Source organism: Niveispirillum sp. FG156, assembly GCF_057809555.1.
Genome location: NZ_JBMDKE010000011.1, coordinates 102,258 through 120,221, shown reverse-complemented (window position 1 = coordinate 120,221; position 17,964 = coordinate 102,258). Strand labels below are relative to the sequence as shown.

General features: G+C 65.2%; 14 protein-coding genes. 3 read left to right on the top strand and 11 right to left on the bottom strand.

Annotation, left to right across the window (positions count from 1 at the left end; translation table 11 throughout):
• The 3 genes from ACODSP_RS09200 to ACODSP_RS09190 all read right to left on the bottom strand — a co-directional run bounded on the left by ACODSP_RS09200 (position 1) and on the right by ACODSP_RS09190 (position 4,670).
• A complete protein-coding gene (locus tag ACODSP_RS09200; protein WP_488965309.1) occupies positions 1–2,670 on the bottom strand; it encodes a DNA translocase FtsK in 2,670 nt (889 codons plus the stop codon).
• 32 nt (positions 2,671–2,702) lie between these two features.
• Positions 2,703–3,953, bottom strand: a complete 1,251-nt coding sequence (locus ACODSP_RS09195; protein WP_488965308.1) for an aminotransferase class I/II-fold pyridoxal phosphate-dependent enzyme — start codon at positions 3,951–3,953, stop codon at positions 2,703–2,705.
• Positions 3,954–4,331: 378 nt separating this feature from the next.
• Positions 4,332–4,670, bottom strand: coding sequence for a P-II family nitrogen regulator (locus ACODSP_RS09190; RefSeq protein WP_102112969.1), 339 nt, complete (start codon positions 4,668–4,670; stop codon positions 4,332–4,334).
• 297 nt (positions 4,671–4,967) lie between these two features.
• Between ACODSP_RS09190 and ACODSP_RS09185 the strand changes: the two genes are divergently transcribed.
• The gene (locus ACODSP_RS09185) at positions 4,968–6,206 is read left to right on the top strand and encodes a UbiH/UbiF/VisC/COQ6 family ubiquinone biosynthesis hydroxylase (protein WP_488965307.1); all 1,239 of its coding nucleotides are present in this window, start codon (positions 4,968–4,970) and stop codon (positions 6,204–6,206) included.
• A 26-nt stretch (positions 6,207–6,232) separates the two neighbouring features.
• On the opposite strand, the gene ACODSP_RS09180 is transcribed toward ACODSP_RS09185, so the two are convergent.
• Complete coding sequence (locus tag ACODSP_RS09180; RefSeq protein WP_156344641.1) at positions 6,233–6,394, bottom strand: hypothetical protein; 162 nt, start codon at positions 6,392–6,394, stop codon at positions 6,233–6,235.
• 279 nt (positions 6,395–6,673) lie between these two features.
• Between ACODSP_RS09180 and ahcY the strand changes: the two genes are divergently transcribed.
• Positions 6,674–7,969, top strand: coding sequence for an adenosylhomocysteinase (gene ahcY / locus ACODSP_RS09175; RefSeq protein ID WP_488965306.1), 1,296 nt, complete (start codon positions 6,674–6,676; stop codon positions 7,967–7,969).
• 65 nt (positions 7,970–8,034) lie between these two features.
• Here the strand turns inward: ahcY and ACODSP_RS09170 are convergent, their stop codons facing one another.
• Complete coding sequence (locus ACODSP_RS09170) at positions 8,035–9,006, bottom strand: ABC transporter substrate-binding protein (protein ID WP_488965305.1); 972 nt, start codon at positions 9,004–9,006, stop codon at positions 8,035–8,037.
• Between the two features lie 97 nt (positions 9,007–9,103).
• A complete protein-coding gene (locus ACODSP_RS09165) occupies positions 9,104–9,460 on the bottom strand; it encodes a hypothetical protein (RefSeq protein WP_488965304.1) in 357 nt (118 codons plus the stop codon).
• Positions 9,461–9,615: 155 nt separating this feature from the next.
• On the opposite strand from ACODSP_RS09165, the gene ACODSP_RS09160 reads away from it, so the two are divergent.
• A complete protein-coding gene (locus tag ACODSP_RS09160) occupies positions 9,616–10,506 on the top strand; it encodes a sugar phosphate isomerase/epimerase family protein (protein WP_488965303.1) in 891 nt (296 codons plus the stop codon).
• Positions 10,507–10,611: 105 nt separating this feature from the next.
• Here the strand turns inward: ACODSP_RS09160 and ACODSP_RS09155 are convergent, their stop codons facing one another.
• The 5 genes from ACODSP_RS09155 to ACODSP_RS09135 form a co-directional block, all read right to left on the bottom strand.
• Complete coding sequence (locus tag ACODSP_RS09155; RefSeq protein ID WP_488965302.1) at positions 10,612–11,010, bottom strand: helix-turn-helix domain-containing protein; 399 nt, start codon at positions 11,008–11,010, stop codon at positions 10,612–10,614.
• A gap of 315 nt (positions 11,011–11,325) precedes the next feature.
• The gene (locus ACODSP_RS09150) at positions 11,326–12,654 is read right to left on the bottom strand and encodes an amidohydrolase (protein WP_488965301.1); all 1,329 of its coding nucleotides are present in this window, start codon (positions 12,652–12,654) and stop codon (positions 11,326–11,328) included.
• 12 nt (positions 12,655–12,666) lie between these two features.
• On the bottom strand, positions 12,667–13,980 hold the full coding sequence (locus tag ACODSP_RS09145; protein WP_488965300.1) for an amidohydrolase: 1,314 nt from the start codon (positions 13,978–13,980) through the stop codon (positions 12,667–12,669).
• A gap of 15 nt (positions 13,981–13,995) precedes the next feature.
• Positions 13,996–15,342 (bottom strand): amidohydrolase, encoded by a 1,347-nt coding sequence (locus ACODSP_RS09140; protein WP_488965299.1) that lies wholly within the window; start codon positions 15,340–15,342, stop codon positions 13,996–13,998.
• Between the two features lie 321 nt (positions 15,343–15,663).
• Positions 15,664–17,634: a methyl-accepting chemotaxis protein gene (locus ACODSP_RS09135; protein WP_488965298.1), complete on the bottom strand. Its 1,971-nt coding sequence runs from the start codon at positions 17,632–17,634 to the stop codon at positions 15,664–15,666.
• Positions 17,635–17,964 lie beyond the last annotated feature (330 nt).

Below are 17,964 nucleotides of genomic sequence, written 5' to 3'. Positions count from 1 at the left end.
TTAATTCACCCGTTCCCGGTCATCGGGGTCACGGGCCAGGACCTCGCGCTTGCCGGCATGGTTGGCGCGGCTGACCACGCCTTCCTTCTCCATCCGCTCGATCAGGCGGGCGGCGGAGTTGTAGCCGATGCGCAGATGGCGCTGGATGAAGCTGGTCGATGCCTTGCCCTCGCGCGTCACCACGGCCACGGCCTGATCATACAGGTCATCGCCCGTAGGCTCGCCACCCTTGCCGCCCTCGCCACCGCCGCCGGCCTCGGAGGGATCGAACTCCTCCTCTTCCTCGGTCACGGCATCGACATAGGCGGGTTCGCCTTGGGCCTTCAGGAAGCGAACAGCCTGTTCCACCTCCTCGTCGCGCACGAACGGCCCATGGACGCGGGTGATGCGGCCGCCGCCGGCCATGTACAGCATGTCGCCCTGGCCCAGAAGCTGCTCTGCGCCCTGTTCGCCCAGGATGGTGCGGCTGTCGATCTTGCTGGTCACCTGGAAGCTGATACGGGTGGGGAAATTGGCCTTGATGGTGCCGGTGATGACGTCCACCGACGGGCGCTGCGTCGCCATGATCAGGTGGATGCCGGCGGCGCGGGCCATCTGGGCCAGACGCTGGATCGCCGCCTCGATATCCTTGCCGGCCACCAGCATCAGGTCGGCCATCTCGTCGACGATGACGACGATATAGGGCAGCTCCGTCAGGTCGATGGGCTGTTCCTCATAGATCGGCTTGCCCGTGTCGGGATCGAAACCGGTCTGCACGCGGCGGGTCAGCACCTCCGCGTTCTGGCGCGCCTCTTTCAGACGGGCGTTGTAACCGTCAATATTGCGCACGCCCAGCTTGGACATGTTGCGATACCGGTCCTCCATCTCCCGCACCGCCCATTTCAGGGCCACAACGGCCTTTTTCGGATCGGTCACGACGGGGGCCAGCAGATGCGGAATGCCCTCATAGATGGACAGTTCCAGCATCTTGGGATCGACCATGATGAAGCGGCACTTGTCCGGCGGCATCCGGTACAGGATCGACAGAATCATAGTGTTGATGGCCACCGATTTGCCCGAACCGGTAGTGCCGGCCACCAGAAGGTGGGGCATGCGGGCCAGATCGGCGATGACGGGGCCGCCGCCAATATCCTTGCCCAGAACCAGGGCCAGCTTCTGCTGGCTCTTTTCATAGGCGTCCGACATCAGCAATTCGCGCAGATACACGGTCTCGCGCCGCTGGTTCGGCATTTCGATGCCGATGACATTGCGGCCCGGCACCACGGCCACGCGCACCGACACCGCCGACATGGAGCGGGCGATATCGTCGGCCAGACCGATGACGCGGGAGGATTTGACGCCCGGGGCGGGTTCCAGTTCGTAGAGGGTGACCACGGGGCCGGGGCTGACCTTCACGATCTGCCCGCGCACGCCGAAATCCTCCAGCACGCTTTCCAGCATCTCGGCATTGCGCTGCAACGCCTCCTCGCTCATCAGCGGGCCGACGCCATGCGGGGGCAGTTGCAGGATATCGACGGGCGGCAGCTCGTAATCGCCGCGCGCCTCCGGCTCCAGCAGCAGGTTGGCCTGCCGGGCCTTTTCCACCTTACGCGCCACTTCGGGCAACGGCTTGGGCGCCGGTGCCACGACCGGCGGGGCGTGGCGGCGGCGTTCTTCAGACGAGGTGGCGGGCGGATCATGCGGCTGGTCAGCCGAGGGAGCGGTGGCCGGCGCTACCTCCTGCCCCTGACTGCCCAGGGAGGGGGCGACACGGGACCCACCGGCGGCAGCGGGGGCAACGATATCCTTCTTCGCGGTGCCGGGACGCAGCCGGGACAGCAGGCCTGCGGCCTTGGCCCGCATGCCATCGACCAGCGCGCCACGCGGGGCGTCGGTGTCGGGCTTGGCAACAGCGGGCTTTCCGCCCCAGCGCGGGGCGGGGGCCGGCGGCGGCACCGCCGCTTCCGCCACATCTTCATCTTCCCCGGCCAGCCGGGCATCCTTGAAACGTCCTGCCTGACGGCGCAGCCCCCGGAAGAACTCCGCCACCTCCCACAGCCTGATATCCAGCGCCCAGAGGCACAGGAACAAGGCCGGGATCAGCAGGACCAGACCGATCAGCGGCCCCGACACGCCGCCGGCCAGGGCCACCACCAGATTGAGGATCGGCTTCACCAGCAGGGCACCCGCCGGCCCGCCCCAGGCGGCATTGCCGCCGGCCAGACAGACCATGGCCATCGCCATCAGCAGCACCGCCGCCAGCGCCAGCGGCACCCGCAGCGCCAGATTATGCACAGGCCGATGCCTGAAAACGCGCCAGCCCCAACCCAGCAGGAACAGGGGCAGCAGATAGGCGGCATAGCCCAGCGATTGCAGGAACAGGTCCGACGTATAGGCACCGGGCGTGCCCAGCAGGTTGCGCGCCATCGCCTTGTCGGCAGGCACCGCCGTGCTCCATGACGGATCGCGGCTGTCATAGGACAGGAAGGAGACCAGCAGCGCCAAACCGATCAGGATGATGACCAGCCCCACCCCTTCCACCATGCGGCGCAGGGCGAAGGCCAGCATGCCCTCAGGCAGCAGGCTCGACTTGCGCGGAACCAGCCCCCCGCCTGGACCGGGGCCGGGCGCGGGACCGCGCGGGGCCACGCGGCCTTGGGACGGTGTCTGGGGTGCGGGGCGGCTCGGCATGGGCGCTCGTCCGGTCAGCGGGTCGAAAAGGATCAGGACAGGATGCGGGCCAGCCGTTCCATCGACCGGGCCACATTGTCAGCATCATGAACAAGGGCGACGCGGATATAGCGGTCGCCCGGATTATAGCCATCTTCATGCGGCTGGGTCAGGTAGGCACCGGGCAGCACCTTGATGGCACCCTCTCGCCATAGGCGCTTCGTCGCCTCTTCCCCGTTGGCGGCCACGCCCGTGACGTCCAGCCACAGGAAGAAGCCGGCATCGGGCCGGTAATAGCCCAGCCTGCCTTCCAGGATCGCCTCTGCCGCGTCAACATTGGCGCGGTAATAGGCGCGGTTGATCGCCACATGCGCATCATCGGACCAGAGCGCGGCGGACGCGGCCAGCACCGGCAGCGGCATGCCCGCCAACGAATAAGCTCGCAGCCGCGTAAAGCCAGCGATCAGGGTCGGATCACCTGCCATGAAACCGGAACGAAGCCCGGCAGCACTGGATCGTTTTGAAAGCGAATGGAAGCACATCAGATTGGAAAGTGGGTTCTCCCCGCCCAGCTCGCGGGCCGCATCCATGCCGCCCGCCGGCGCCACATTGTGCCAAAGCTCGCCATAGCATTCATCCATCACCAGGGTGAAGCCATGCCGGCGGGCCAGGGTCAGGGCACGCTTCAGATAGTCCAGGCTGGCCACCGCACCCTGCGGATTGGCCGGCGTGCAGAGATAGAACAGGGATGTCCGTTCCCAGATCTCCTCCGAAACGCTGTCCAGATCGGGCAGGAAGTCTGTCTCCTTCGTGCCGTCCAGCATCACCGGTTCGGCGCCCGCCATCAGGGCCGCCCCCAGATAGACGGCGTAAAAGGGATTGGGGATCAAGACGACGGGCCGCCCGCCGGCCTTGGTCTTGGGCACCAGCAGTTGCGGCAGCTGATATAGCGCCTCGCGCGTGCCGCAGACGGGCAACACCGCCTTGTCGGCAGGCACGAAACCGTCGGGCAGGTTGAAACGGCGCGCCAGCCAGGAGGCCGCCGCGGCCCGGAATTCCGGCGTGCCGGCGGTCGGTGGATATTTGGCCCAGGCGGCGGGGGCGGATGCCGCCAGCATATCGGTCAACAGGGCAGGCGGATTGTTCTGCGGTTCCCCGATGGTCAGGATGCTGGGCGCGACATTGGCCAGCGGCGTGACATCGGACAGCAAGGCCGCCAGCCGGGGAAACGGATATTCCGGCAGGGCCGACATCATCTCGTTACGGCTGGGCGCCTTAAAGGAACTGGCGGCGTCGAACATCATGGCCCTTGCTGCTGGCAAAGCATCAGTGTGGCCGCACGGCGGGCGGCGGAGATGCGCCTGAGTGTAGCCGCCGCCCACCCCCGGCACAAGCAGCCCATTCGGGGCGGCCAGGGGTGAAGAATCATCTTGTTACAAGGGCTTGTGGATAAACATTGAGAAAAACGTTGAAAACCTTCGTAAGCCCTTGATGCGAATCGAAAATTTCCTGTGAACGAATCAGGAAAACCCGTTCGCGGAAGGTTCCGCGAACGGGCCTGAACGTCACTGTACGACTGGACTTAATGACCAAACACCTCAGGCCGGCGACCGCCGGCCCGCCGCAGATGCGGCGTGAGCCAAGCCGCCGGATGGCGGCGCCCGGCGCCTGAGGGAACAAACTTACAGTGCATCTCCATTCTGTTCGCCGGTGCGGATGCGCACGGTCTGCACGACGTCCAGGACGAAAATCTTGCCGTCACCGATGCGACCGGTATTGGCGGCCTTCTGGATGGCATCGACTACGCTGTCCGACAGCTCATCCGTGACGGCCACTTCCACCTTCACCTTGGGCAGGAAGCTGACGGAATATTCAGCGCCGCGATAGATCTCGGTCTGGCCCTTCTGACGGCCGAACCCCTTCACCTCCGAGACGGTCAGGCCCTGGATGCCAAGTCCCGTCAGGGCCTCGCGCACCTCGTCCAGCTTGAACGGCTTGATGATGGCCACGACGAGCTTCATTGCGCTCTCCCTTTCCTCTGCATGGAACAGATCAAGACTAAGGATGCCGGCACCGGCGCAACACCGGTGTCCCGGCAGTTTAACTTACAAGAACCGTGCCGCGTGCCATTTCCATGGTGTTCGGCGCGAAAAACCTGGGTTCGCCACAAGGCCGCAGGAGGATTCGGCGCGCACATGGGCAGGTGCTGATTAAATTTTGTGCAACAACTGCGACGCCGCGCCATCTGGACAGGCGAATGGGCTTGCGCCAAGGTAATTGGCGCCCAAAAGAGCAGCCAAACCCCGGAAAAACGCATCATGTCCGTGCAGAATGCCGATCATCAGGCCGATGTCATCATCGTTGGCGGGGGCCTTTCCGGCCTGACGCTGGCCTGTGCATTGGGAACCGCCGGTGTTTCCACCCTGGTCATCGACCGGGAACCGGCAGAAGACAGTTTGCAGCCTGATTTCGATGGCCGCACCACGGCCATCGCCTATGGTGCCGGGACTGTTCTGATGGGCGCAGGCGTCTGGGACCATCTGGATGGCAATGTTGGGCCAATGCTGGATATCCGCGTCACCGACCAGTCATCGCCCCTGTTCTTGCATTATGACCATCGGGAAGTGGGCGACCGCCCCTTTGGCTGGATTGTCGAGAACCGGGTGCTGCGCCATGCGCTGTACCGCCGCCTGAAGCAATTGCCCGCCGTCACGCATCTGGCACCCGCCACCGTCACGGCGATGGCGCGCGACAATGCCGGCGTGCGTGTCACCCTGGCCGATGGTCGGGTTGCCGCCGGGCGGCTGGTGGTGGGGGCCGACGGCAAGAAAAGCTTCTGCCGCGAACAGGCCGGCATCAAGCAGATCGGCTGGTCCTACAAGCAGCACGCCATCGTCTGCACCATCCGCCATACCGGCCCGCATGGCGGCGTGGCGGTGGAACAGTTCCTGCCCGCCGGCCCCTTTGCCATGCTGCCCCTGGCCGGGGGCCACCATACCAGCATCGTCTGGACCGAGCCGTCGGATCGCGTCGATTTCTACATGAACCTGTCGGAAGAACGGTTTACGGAAGAACTGCAATTGCGCGTGGGTGACTGGCTGGGCGATGTCACGCCGGTGGCCGGGCGCTGGTCCTGGCCGCTGGGCCTGTCGCATGCCGAACGCTATATCGACACCCGCCTGGCGCTGGTCAGCGAAAGCGCCCATGGCATGCACCCGATTGCGGGCCAGGGCCTGAATGTCGGCATCCGCGATCTGGCCGCCTTGGCCGAGGTGGTGGTGGATGCCATCCGGGTCGGGCTGGACCCCGGCGCGCCCGACGTGCTGGAGCGGTATCAGCGCTGGCGGCGCACCGATACGGTGACCCTGCTGGCCACCACCGATGCGCTGGTCCGGCTGTTCAGCAATGATATCAAGCCGCTGGGCCATGCCCGCCGTCTTGGCATGGCGGCCATCAACAATCTGGCCCCGCTGAAGCCTGCCAAGCAGTTCTTCATGCGCCATGCCATGGGCATCGTGGGTGAGTTGCCACGTCTGGTGCGGGGTGAGGCGCTGTAAGGCGCCAACACCACCCTGCCCTGCCGTCAGTCCTGCTTGCGCGTGAAGGCGACAACGCCCCGCATCATGCGTTCCATGTCGCGGATCTGGTCCGCCTGCCGGGCCTGACGGCGCTGTGCATCCGTCTGGTTCTCCGTCGCCAATGCGGGCCGACGCCCGCCGGCCTGTTCATGATCATCCGTTTCCATCGCCACCCACCTCAGCAAACGGCCCCCGCCGCATACGATAGTCCGCCAGTGTCGCAGGGGTGGCAATCCGCCTCCTGCACATGGCTGGCGTCAAAACGTCGCGGAGCCGACACGAAACCGCAACAGACAGATGCACACATAAAGATATCTTTATGCTTGCCCACAACCACTCCGCCTGATACATCCTGCACCAGACGCGGCGGTCATTCTGGCATGCCGCTGCTTTGCATTCTGTAAACGCCAAGATCAGCACCCGCAGGGGTGCGACCGGAGCCATCCATGACCGCCTTCACCGATTACAAGGTCGCCGACATCTCGCTCGCCGGCTGGGGCCGCAAGGAAATCACCATTGCCGAGACCGAGATGCCGGGCCTGATGGCCCTGCGTGCGGAATATGGCGCGTCCAAACCGCTGGCCGGTGCCCGCATCGTCGGCTGCCTGCACATGACCATTCAGACGGCTGTCCTGATCGAGACGCTGACGGCGCTGGGCGCGACCGTGCGCTGGTCGTCGTGCAACATCTTCTCCACCCAGGATCAGGCCGCAGCCGCCATCGCCGCCGCTGGCATCCCGGTCTTCGCCTGGAAGGGTGAGACGGAAGAGGAATTCTGGTGGTGCATCGAGCAGACGCTGCGCAGCGCCGATGGCTGGACCCCCAACATGATCCTGGACGATGGCGGCGACGTCACCCAGATCATGCACGACAAGTACCCGGAAATGCTGGCCGACATTAAGGGCCTGTCGGAAGAGACCACGACGGGCGTGCATCGCCTGTATGAGATGGTGAAGGCTGGCACCCTGAAGGTTCCCGCCATCAACGTGAATGACAGCGTCACCAAGTCGAAGTTCGACAATCTCTATGGCTGCCGCGAGTCGCTGGTGGACGGCATCAAGCGCGCCACCGACGTGATGATCGCCGGCAAGGTTGCCGTCGTCGCCGGCTATGGCGATGTGGGCAAGGGTTCCGCCGCGTCGCTGCGCACCCAGGGTGCCCGCGTCCTGGTGACGGAGATTGATCCGATCAACGCCCTGCAGGCCGCCATGGAAGGCTATCAGGTCGTCACTATGGAAGACGCCGCCCCCGTCGGCGACATCTTCGTGACCGCCACCGGCAATGTGGACGTCATCACGCTGGACCATATGCGCGCCATGAAGGACCGCGCCATCGTCTGTAATATCGGCCATTTCGACAGCGAAATTCAGATCGCCTCGCTCCAGAACTATGTCTGGGACGAAGTGAAGCCGCAGGTCGATGAGGTCGTGTTCCCCGATGGCAAGCGCCTGATCGTGCTGGCCAAGGGCCGTCTGGTCAACCTGGGCTGCGCCACGGGTCACCCCAGCTTCGTGATGTCCGCCAGCTTCACCAATCAGGTGCTGGCCCAGATCGAGCTGTGGCTGAACCATGCCAAGTACGAGAACAAGGTCTATGTGCTGCCCAAGCACCTGGACGAGAAGGTGGCCCGCCTGCACCTGGACAAGATCGGCGCCAAGCTGACCGTGCTGTCCGACAAGCAGGCTGAATACATCGCCGTGCCGGTGCAGGGTCCGTTCAAGCCGGATCACTACCGCTACTGATATCGACGCCCTTTCCAGGGTGTTGATAAGCGAACCCCCGCCGGGCGACCGGCGGGGGTTTTGCTTTATGGCTTGGGCAGGAAGCGGAAATCCACGCCCTGTCGCCAGTCGAGGCCGGGCTTGTAGATGCCAAGTTCCACCATCTGCTTCGTGAACGCGTCCCAGCGTTCCGGCGTCATGGCGCCAATCCCCTGTTTCAGGGCGTCACCGCTTTCCACCAGCCCATACTCGATCATTTTGGACCGGGCATAGGCCAGCGTCTCATCATCCATTTCCGGATTGTCGCGCTTGATCAGGGCGTTGGCAGCGCTGGGATCGCCATTGAGATATTGTTTCCAGCCCTCAATCGACGCCTCCACGAAGGCGCGCACCACTTCCGGCTTCTGATCAGCCAGCTGTTTGCGCACCATGATGGTGGCGGCGTAGGAGAGATAGCCGTAATCGGCCAGCAGGAACACTTTCGGCTTCGCCCCGGCCTTGATCGCCGTCAGCGGTTCGGAGGTGGCATAGCCCTGCTGGATCGCCTGCTTGTTCACCAGGAACGGGGCGATGTTGAAGGTATATTTGCGGATCTGCGCATCCTCATACCCGTAGCGGGATTTCAGATAGCGCCAGATGGTGTGGACGCTGGGATCGCCGATGGAAATCGGCTTGCCCTTCATGTCGGCCAGAGAGTTCACGTCCGGCCGGTCATGGGACATCAGGATGAAGGGATCCTTCTGGAACAGGGCCGCCACCGTCACGACGGGGGCCCCCGCCTCCACAAGATTCAAGGTGAAATAGCCGTTGGAGCCCATGGCAGCATCAATGGCACCGGCGGCCAGCAATTGCTGCGGGTCCATGCCCACGCCGCCCTGGCGCAGGGTGACGTCAAGCCCGCGCGCCTTGTAAAGCCCGGCGGCCAGCGCCTGATAGAAGCCACCATGTTCGGCCTGTGCCCGCCAATCGGTGGCGAAGACCAGTTTCTGCTGCGCCGCCGCCGGCAGGGCCAGCAGCAGAAGGGAAAGGCCGCACAGGATCAGTCGCCGCATCATCATCCCCATTTTCAGGTGGGGCCATGGTCGAAGGCCGCCCCATTCCGTTGTAACGGAGTTGTACAGAACGGAACAAGGCGGCCGGAAGGCAAACGGCGGTTTATGCCGCCGCACCTTCCCCCTGCTCACGCATCCGCCAATGCGCGGGCTGGGATGGGGTCGGATCGATGCCATAGGTCGGGCGGGGCGCCATGCGGCGGAAGCGCGTATGCTGCTGATCCGCGGGGCGGTCGACGATGCGCAGGACGGAGGTTCCAACCTCCCCACAGCCCTGGCAGGTGAAGCCCCGGCTGAATTCCGCAACGGGCCAATGATGGCCATAGCGGCGGGTCAGCATGTCGGTCCGCCAACGGCTTTCCTCCCCACAGCAGACGCAATGCATCTGGAAATCATGGCCGCGGAAATTCGCCAGACCCACATTCCCCGTCAGGACGCTGTGTCGGATCGCCGGTCGCATCACACTCTCCATCACCTCATGTTCGCTTTCCGTTCCTATCTACAATGTTCTTATTTTGTTCTCAAGCAGATTCATTCCCGCTTGCGCCTGGAAACCACAGGGGCGATAAGCGAAGCGGCATCTGATAACGCTGTCAGAACAAAAAGGGGGAAACGATGGGCAGGACATGGATACGCGGCGCGGCCATCGGGCTGTCGCTGGCGATGGGAACGGCAATGACAGCCCTGGGCGGCGCCACCCCGCCGGTCCCGGATGCGAACATCGCGGTGCAGCTTTTCAGCCTGCACAAGGATTTGAGCCGCGACGCACCGGCCACCCTGAAGGCGTTGCGCGACAGCGGCGTTACGCAGGTGGAGGCCTATGGCCTGCTGGGCCGCGATGCCGCCGGGTTCAAGTCCCTGCTGGATCAGGCAGGCCTGGTCGCCGTCGGCAGCCATGTCAGCCTGTCCGACCTGCGCGACAATGTGCCAGGCATCATCGCCACAGCGAAGACCGTGGGGTACCGCTATGTCGGTGTGGCTTGGCTGAAGCCGCAGGGGGCACCGTCGGACAAGGGCATCGGGCCGGCGGAGGTGGATGCCGCCATCGCCGCCTACAAGGCCGCCTGCCCCGCGCTGAAGGCCGCCGGTCTGCGCGTGATGTACCATGTGCATGGGTATGAATTTGCTACCGATCCAGGCGGCAAAGGCACCCTGATGGACCGGCTGCTGGCGGGGCTGGACCCGTCCTGCGTTGAATTGCAGATGGATGTGTTCTGGGTGCTGAAGGCCGGGGTCGATCCCGTCGCCCTGCTGAAACAGCTGGGCGGGCGGGTCAAGCTGCTGCATGTGAAAGATATGCGGCCCGGCGGTAGCACGGGGGAATTCACCGGATCGGCCCCTTCCAGCGATTTCGCGCCCATCGGGGCCGGCAGCGTGGATTGGGCGGCCCTGGTGACGGCGGCCCGGGCCGCCGGTGTCGACTGGTACGTCCTTGAAGACGAATCGCCAACGCCGGCGGCCCATCTGGCCCGCTCGCTGGCCTGGCTGCGGGGTGAGGGTAAATGAGCACTGAACCGGCAAGATCTGCGTAGGTCAGGGCGAGGCTTTGACTCGACCTGACCTACGGTTTGCCGATCCGGCGTCAGGCGCCATCCGCGCGGGCGGGCGAGGTCACGCCCCTTGCGTCCTCCAGACATATCCCGTGCCGGGATCATTGCCGATGGCATCGAAGCTCTTGTCGATATCCCGGAACTTCTTGCGGATGCGCTTGATGAAGGCGCGGACATTGGCGCGGTAGCCGGCGGTACCCTTGCCGGCCATGAAGCCCGGCCCATGCACCAGATCATACAGTTCGCGATAGGTGACGGGGGTGCCGGGTTTCTGCGCCATCAGGCGCAGCATCTTCATCTCCGTTCCTGTCAGCGGCACGGGCCGGTCCTGCCACAGTGTATGGCCGGTATCGAAGCGCAGATGCAGGTCCCCCTGGGTCAGCGGCGTAGAACCGCCGGACGGCGTGGTCCCGGCGGCGGCCAGGAAACTGTAGGTGGGCAAGGGGCTGCTGAGTGACATGAGCTTTCTCCAGGTCTGTTCCGCCGGCTTCCTCCCCCGCCGGCTTGTCCTGGATACACTCCACCCCCCACGCATGGCGCGGAGGGGGCCGAAAAATGGCGGGCCTGGGACAGTTGGCCCGCCTAGCCTTTTGCGCTTCGGACGGTTAACCCGAATGGGGTGCCGCCCCTAGAGCGTGTTTCCGCTGACCGGAAACACGCTCTAGCTTTTCGTTTTCCTCATGCGCCGGCGCTGCATCCGCAGCTTGGCTTACGCGGCACGTGCCGCGCGGCGGCAGTCGCCGCCGGAGCTGTTTCCGGTCAACCGAAAACAGCTCTAATGGCTGGAAAGCCATGCCACCGTCAGGCTGGCCATGGCTTCGGCACCCAAGGCAAGGCTGCTTTCATCCACCTTAAACAGGGGCGAGTGGTTGCTGGGTGCCTTGTCCAGCGGCGTGTCAGGCGGGGTGGCGCCGACCCAGAAGAAGAAGCCGGGGATTTTCTGCTGGAAGAAGCTGAAATCCTCCGCCCCCGTCGTCTTGGTGCCTTCCACCAGCTTGCCCGGCCCCGCCACCTGCGCCAGCACCGGGGCGGCCCAGGCGGTCAGGCCGCGGTCATTGTCGGTGACGGGATAACCCGTCTCGATGGTGACGATGGCCTTGGCCCCGGCGCTTTCGGCGATGTTTTCCGCGACCCGGCGGATGCGGTCATGCACCTCTGCCCGCATGCCCTGATCAAAGGTGCGGATGGTGCCGACCATTTCCGCCTTGTCCGGGATGATGTTGGACCGCACGCCGCCATTCAGCGCGCCCACCGTCACCACCGCCGGTTCCTTGATCACCTCCATATTGCGGCTGACGATGGTTTGCAGGCCGACCAGGATCTGGGCCGAGGTGACCAGCGGGTCCACACCCGTCCAGGGCCGGCCGCCATGCGCCTGCCGCCCCTGCACCACGATCTTGAACGTGTCCGCCGCCGCCATGGCCGGGCCGGGGCGATAGGCGATGGTGCCGGCGTGATAGGAGGAGCCCAGATGCAGGCCGAAGATCGCCTGTGGCTTGGGTTCGGTGTCCAGCACGCCCTGCTTCACCATCAGCTGGGCCCCGCCTTCCTCCCCCTCCGGCGCGCCTTCTTCGGCGGGCTGGAAGATGAACTTGACGGTACCCGGCAGGTCGGCGCGACGCTTGGCCAGCAGTTCGGCCACCCCCATCAGGATGGCGACATGGCCGTCATGGCCGCAGGCATGCATGACGCCCACATCCTGGCCGTTATAATTGGTGCGGACCTTGGACGCGAAGGGCACATCCACCTGTTCGGTGACGGGCAGCGCGTCCATGTCGGCGCGCAGCGCCACCACCGGGCCGGGCTTTCCCCCCTTCAGCACGGCGACCACGCCGGTATGGGCCACACCGGTCTGCACCTCCAGCCCCAGCTTTTTCAGGTGATCAGCCACCAGCTTGGCCGTGCGTATCTCCCGGTTGCCCAGTTCCGGGTGCTGATGGATATCGCGGCGCCAAGCGATGATTTTCGCCTCCAGCGCCTTGGCATCGGCCTTCACATAGGCGGGCACGGACGGGGCATCAGCCGCCTGCACCACCGGGGACAGCAGGGTCATGAATGTCAGGGCCGCACCGCCCGCGCGCAGGATTGTCTTCAGCTTGATCATCGCAACCCGCCATCAGTGGGAGGAAAGATAGGCGACGGTCAGGGCCGCCATGGACTGCGCCCCGACCAGCAGGCCGCGTTCATCCACCTTGAACAGGGGTGAATGGTTGCTGGGCGCCTGATCCAGCGGCACATCGGGGTCGGTGACGCCGATGAAGAAATAGAAGCCGGGGATTTTCTGCTGATAGAAGCTGAAATCCTCCGCCGCCAGCCCCTTGGACGCCAGGCTGACATTATCCTTGCCCGCCACCTGTTCCAGAACGGGCACGGCCCAGGCGGTCAGGTCCTTGTCATTGACGGTGACGGGATAGCCCAGGTCGATCTCCACCTCTGCGGTCGCGCCATGGGCGGCGGCGATGCCGGTCGCCACCTCCTTCAGCCTGCGATGGACCTGTTCGCGCATGGCGGGGTCCAGGGTGCGGATGGTGCCGATCAGATCGGTTTCGTCGGGGATGATATTGCTGCGCACCCCGCCATTGATGGCGCCCACCGACACCACCGCCGGTTCCTTGATCAGTTCCAGATTGCGGCTGACGATGGTTTGCAGGCCCGTGACGATGGCCGATGCCGCCACGATCGGGTCGGTGCCTGCCCAGGGATAGGCACCATGCGTCTGCTTACCCTTCACCTTGATGCGAAACGTGTCGGACGCGGCCATCACGGGGCCGGGGCGGTAGCCGACCTTGCCGATATGATCATCCGACCCGACATGCAGGCCGAAAATCGCCTGCGGCTTGGGATCGGTGGACAGCACACCCTGCTTGATCATCAGTTCGGCCCCGCCTTCCTCTCCCGCCGGGGCACCTTCCTCGGCGGGCTGGAAGATGAACTTGACCGTACCCGGAAGCTCCGCGCGGCGTTTGGCCAGAAGTTCGGCCACGCCCATCAGGATGGCGACATGGGTGTCGTGCCCACAGGCATGCATCACCCCCACATCCTTGCCGTTATAGGTCGTGCGCACCTTCGACGCGAAGGGCAGGTCCACCCGTTCGGCAACGGGCAGCGCGTCCATATCGGCGCGCAGTGCCACCACAGGGCCGGGCTTGCCACCACGCAGCACGGCAACGACGCCGGTATGCGCCACCCCGGTCTGCACCTCCAGCCCCAGCTTTTTCAGGTGATCGGCCACCAGCTTGGCGGTCCGCGTCTCGCGGTTGCCCAGTTCGGGATGCTGGTGGATATCCCGCCGCCAGGCGATGATCTTGGCCTCCAGCGCGCGAGCATCCTCCATCACATAGGCGGGCACGGGCGGCGCATCGGCGGCAAGGGCAACGGACGGCAGGATCAGGGCGGCCAGGGCCGCCCCTGTCAGCAAAATAGCGCGCATCACTAAACCCTCGCCTCAATGGCTTTGCAGATAGGCGACGGTGACGGCGGCCATCGCCTCCGCCCCGGTCAGCAGCGATGCCTCATCCACCTTGAACAGGGGCGAATGGTTGGACGGGGCCTTGTCCAGCGGAACCTCCGGCCCGGTGGACCCGACCCAGAAGAAGAAGCCGGGGATTTTCTGCTGGAAATAGCTGAAATCCTCCGCCCCGCCCGCCTTCGGCCCGACCGAGACATTGCCCGCACCCGCCACCTTTTCCAGGATGGCGGCGGCCCAGGCGGTGAGTGCGGGGTTATTGTCGGTGACGGGATAGCCTTGGTCGATATGCACCGTCGCCGTGGCGCCCTGGCTTTCGGCGATATTCTCCGCGATCTCCTTGATGCGGCGGTGAATCTGTTCGCGCATCTTGGGGTCGAAGGTGCGGATGGTGCCGATCATCTCCGCCTTGTCGGGGATGATATTGTCGCGCACCCCGCTGTTCAGCGCGCCGACCGACACGATGGCCGGCTCCTTGATCAGTTCCACATTACGGCTGACGATGGTCTGCAGGCCCGTCACGATCTGCGACGCCGTCACGATGGGATCGACCCCAGCCCAGGGATAGGCGCCATGCGTCTGCCGCCCCTGTACGGTAATGTGGAAACTGTCCGCCGCCGCCATGGCCGGGCCGGAACGGTAGCTGATGGTACCCGCACGCCCCGCAGAGAACAGGTGCAGGCCGAAGATCGCCTCCGGCTTGGGATCGGTGGACAGCACGCCCTGCTTGACCATCATCTCGGCCCCGCCTTCCTCCCCCGCCGGCGGGCCTTCCTCCGCCGGCTGGAAGATGAACTTGACGGTGCCGCGCAGTTCCCCTTTGCGCTTGGCCAGCAGTTCGGCCACACCCATCAGGATGGCGACATGGCCGTCATGGCCGCAAGCATGCATGACGCCCACATCCTGGCCGTTATAGGTGGTGCGAACCTTCGATGCGAAGGGCACGTCGGCCTGTTCGGTAACGGGCAGCGCGTCCATGTCGGCGCGCAGGGCCACGACGGGACCGGGCTTGGCACCCTTCAGCACGGCCACCACACCGGTATGCGCCACCCCGGTCTGCACCTCCATGCCCAGCTTCTTCAGGTGGTCGGCCACCAGCTTGGCCGTCCGTGTCTCGCGGTTGCCCAGTTCGGGATGCTGATGGATGTCGCGGCGCCAGGCCACGATCTTGCCCTCCAGCGCCTTCACGTCGGATTTGATATAGGCGGGAATATCGGGCGTGGCCGCGCCTTGCGCCTGTACCGGCACCGCCAGGAAGGGCAGGACCAGCGCCGCCAGCAATCCCGTCCCCACCCGCTTCAACCCCGTCCGACCCGTCACCCGCATTTATTTTCTCCGCATGGATGCATATTTGTCGGAGAGGGTGACAGGGGACGGGGGCGGGCGCAATGGGGTGATGGGGAAAGGGTTGGTGTCATTCGGCTTTTTGCCGGGGACCAGCTCGTTCCCCGTGAGATGGAGCGTATTCTGTCCGATGGCGGCAGATCACTCCATTTCGCCTTCCCGGCGTAGGCCGGGACCCAGGGGCCAAGCGCCCAACCGATGGGCAGCGTCCGATCAAAGCTGCGTCAGCCGTTGCCTCTGTGGCCCCTGGGCCCCGGCTTGGCACCGGGGAGGCGGATTGTTACAATCTCGGCGGGGTCAGCATCACGCCGCCATGGCCCCCGCCGTCAGGCCCGTGAAACGGGTGCGCAGGGCCGTTGCTTCGGCGTCTGTCAGGGTGAATTTCACATGGCCCGCGCCCTGTGCCTGCTCTGGCGTGCGGAAGGGCAGGCGCAGGCCCGCCATCACCAGCACCCCCGGCGATGGCGCGATGCCCGCGACCGTCAGCATGGCCCCGCCCTCCGACAGGTTCACCACACGACCGGCCAGGGTGCGTCCGCCCTGTTCCACCTGACAGTCGATGGACACGGCAAAGCGCGGGCGGCGGCGGCGGTCCACATCGGTGGAGGCGGTGCGCACGACCCGCACCAGGGTTTCGCGCAGATGTTCCACACTGTCCGCCATCTGATGCGCCGCCACCTGCACATCATTGGCACAGCGGTCGGTCTGTGCCGCCTCCGCCGATACCTCGGCGATGCGTGACGCCACCTCGCGCGCGGCATCGGCGGTCTGTTCGACATTGCGGGCAATCTCGGTCGTGGCGGCGGACTGTTCCTCCATGGCCGCCGCGATGCCGGCAGCTACCTGATCCACCTGCTGGATCTGGTAGGTGATGTCGCTGACGGCGGCCACGGCCCGGTCGCGCACGGCGCCGATGCCCTGGATGCGCTGGGCGATATCCTCCGTGGCCCGCGCCGTCTGGCTGGCCAGGTTCTTCACCTCCGACGCGACAACGGCAAAGCCCTTGCCCGCTTCGCCGGCCCGCGCCGCCTCGATGGTGGCATTCAGCGCCAGAAGGTTGGTCTGCGACGCGATATCGGCGATCAGGCCGGCGATGCCGCCGATCTGCGTCACGCTTTCCGACAACGCGTCGATGGCGGTCGCCGCTTCCGCACTGGCCGCCACGCTGTCGCGGGTCACGGCGCTGGCATGGGCCACTTGGGCCGTGATCTCGCCGATGGAGGCGGTCAGCTGGTTGGTGGCCGATGCCACCGTCTGGGCATTGGCCAGGGCCTGTTCGGCGGCGGCGGCCACATTCTGGGCATTGTTGCCCATGCGGTCGGCGGCGGCGGCCATCACCTTGGCCTCGGCATCCATCGACTGGGTCTGTGCGGCGACGGCATCGACGGCGTGGCGCGTCTCATCCTCCACCGTGTCGGCCATGGTGCGCAGCGACGCGACACGGGCCTGTTCCGCCTTCTGCCGCTGCTGTTCCTGTTCCCGCCGCAGACCCTCTGTTTCCATCAGGGTCAGGCGGAAGCTTTCCACGGCACGGGCCATCTCGCCCACATCATCCTGCTTCTCCCGGTCGGGCACGGGCTGGTCCAGCCGGCCCTGGCGCATGCCGTCCATCCGGGCGCTGAGCCGGCCCAGCGGCGCCAGCATCCAGCGGGCCAGCCCCAGGGCCGATACGGACATGATCAGGGTCAGCACAAGCGCACCCAACGCGATCCAGGTGATGCCCCGGTTGAATTCCGCCAGCAGATCGGCCTTTTTCAGCCCGACATAGAGGATGCCGACGACCCTGCCCTCCTTGTCCTTCAACGGGTCATAGCCGGCATAATAGGTGCTGCCCAGGATATCGACGGTGCCGCGATAGGCCTGTCCCGCGCCCAGCACGGCATCACGCGCCGGCCCCGCCGCCAGGGCCGTGCCCACAGCCCGGCTGCCATCCTCCTTCAACACCGTGGTCGCCACGCGCGCATCCCCGCGGAAGATGGTGGCACTGCCGCCAGTCGCCCTGGCGATGGCATCGACCAATGCCATGTCGCCATCCAGCACCCGCCCGCCCTGGATCAGCCGGCCATCGGCCAGCGCATAGGCATCGTCGCCATTCTCGACAATGGAATGGGCGACCCGCATGGACAGGGCCTGGGTGGCAACGGCCTGCCGCTCCATCACCCCGGTCATGACCATGTATCCCAGCGTCAGGGTGATGGCGCCCAGCACCACAAGCCCCAGCGCATTGAACAAAGTGACTTTGCCCGCGACGGGCAGACGGCGGATATCCAGCATGGAAGGATGTCCCGGAATGGTTTGACGATCAGGTTTCCGGGGCCTTCTACCCTGCGTGGCAGAGGCGCGACATGATATGGGTCAGTTATGGAATGGATGGCAGGGGGAAGTTTGGGGGGCTGTCAGCGTGGCTGTACCCGTCAGCCACTGGATCGACACACCATTAAGGGAAGCACCACTTCCCCGTCATCCCGGCGAAAGCCGGGACCCAGGGGCCATGCGCCCGACGTCAGTACTGCGGATAGCGAAGCAGGTGGAAATGTTGACGCTTGCCGCCCCTGGGTCCCGGCTTTCGCCGGGATGACGGTGGGAGAGCGACACGCGGCTACG

Excerpts from the sequence above, each read along its gene's own strand:
- ACODSP_RS09200 (WP_488965309.1), bottom strand. The coding sequence starts at position 2,670 with ATGCCGAGCCGCCCCGCACCCCAGACACCGTCCCAAGGCCGCGTGGCC.
- ACODSP_RS09150 (WP_488965301.1), bottom strand. The coding sequence starts at position 12,654 with ATGATCAAGCTGAAGACAATCCTGCGCGCGGGCGGTGCGGCCCTGACA.
- ACODSP_RS09170 (WP_488965305.1), bottom strand. The coding sequence starts at position 9,006 with ATGATGATGCGGCGACTGATCCTGTGCGGCCTTTCCCTTCTGCTGCTG.
- ACODSP_RS09155 (WP_488965302.1), bottom strand. The coding sequence starts at position 11,010 with ATGTCACTCAGCAGCCCCTTGCCCACCTACAGTTTCCTGGCCGCCGCC.
- ACODSP_RS09190 (WP_102112969.1), bottom strand. The coding sequence starts at position 4,670 with ATGAAGCTCGTCGTGGCCATCATCAAGCCGTTCAAGCTGGACGAGGTG.
- ACODSP_RS09185 (WP_488965307.1), top strand. The coding sequence starts at position 4,968 with ATGTCCGTGCAGAATGCCGATCATCAGGCCGATGTCATCATCGTTGGC.
- ACODSP_RS09135 (WP_488965298.1), bottom strand. The coding sequence starts at position 17,634 with ATGCTGGATATCCGCCGTCTGCCCGTCGCGGGCAAAGTCACTTTGTTC.
- ACODSP_RS09180 (WP_156344641.1), bottom strand. The coding sequence starts at position 6,394 with ATGGAAACGGATGATCATGAACAGGCCGGCGGGCGTCGGCCCGCATTG.
- ACODSP_RS09165 (WP_488965304.1), bottom strand. The coding sequence starts at position 9,460 with ATGCGACCGGCGATCCGACACAGCGTCCTGACGGGGAATGTGGGTCTG.
- ACODSP_RS09195 (WP_488965308.1), bottom strand. The coding sequence starts at position 3,953 with ATGATGTTCGACGCCGCCAGTTCCTTTAAGGCGCCCAGCCGTAACGAG.
- ahcY (WP_488965306.1), top strand. The coding sequence starts at position 6,674 with ATGACCGCCTTCACCGATTACAAGGTCGCCGACATCTCGCTCGCCGGC.
- ACODSP_RS09160 (WP_488965303.1), top strand. The coding sequence starts at position 9,616 with ATGGGCAGGACATGGATACGCGGCGCGGCCATCGGGCTGTCGCTGGCG.
- ACODSP_RS09145 (WP_488965300.1), bottom strand. The coding sequence starts at position 13,980 with ATGCGCGCTATTTTGCTGACAGGGGCGGCCCTGGCCGCCCTGATCCTG.
- ACODSP_RS09140 (WP_488965299.1), bottom strand. The coding sequence starts at position 15,342 with ATGCGGGTGACGGGTCGGACGGGGTTGAAGCGGGTGGGGACGGGATTG.